Genomic DNA, 430 nt, shown 5'->3' with positions numbered 1-430 from the left:
CTAGGCCCGGCCATTTCTCAGGTACAGTAGCTAAGGGTCCTGCTCCAGCCCCTTGGATCTGGATCCTACATGCTGGTGCTCTCGATTTTGTTAGGCATACCAGTGATTTGGAGGAAATCTCTCGAAAAGTATTTAGTGCCCATTTCGGCCAACTCTCTATCATCTTTCTTTGGCTGAGTGGCATGTATTTCCATGGTGCTCGTTTTTCCAATTATGAAGCATGGCTGAGTGATCCTACTCACATTGGACCTAGTGCTCAGGTGGTTTGGCCAATAGTGGGCCAAGAAATCCTGAATGGAGATGTGGGCGGAGGCTTCCGAGGAATACAAATAACCTCAGGCTTTTTTCAGATTTGGCGAGCATCCGGAATAACTAGTGAATTACAACTTTATTGTACCGCAATTGGCGCATTGGTCTTCGCAGCCTTAAT

The 430-nt window shown here is 47.0% G+C and carries 1 protein-coding gene; it reads left to right on the top strand.

Features of this window, described 5'->3' with window-relative positions:
• A partial coding sequence (locus F0U44_RS24365) for a hypothetical protein (RefSeq protein ID WP_223163827.1) occupies positions 1 to 430 on the top strand: 430 nt, incomplete at both ends.

The sequence above is a fragment of the Nocardioides humilatus genome (assembly GCF_008373755.1).
Taxonomy (GTDB): domain Bacteria; phylum Actinomycetota; class Actinomycetes; order Propionibacteriales; family Nocardioidaceae; genus Nocardioides; species Nocardioides humilatus.
The sequence above is the reverse complement of the archived record's forward strand: the minus strand, read 5'-3'. Positions and strand labels throughout refer to the sequence as shown.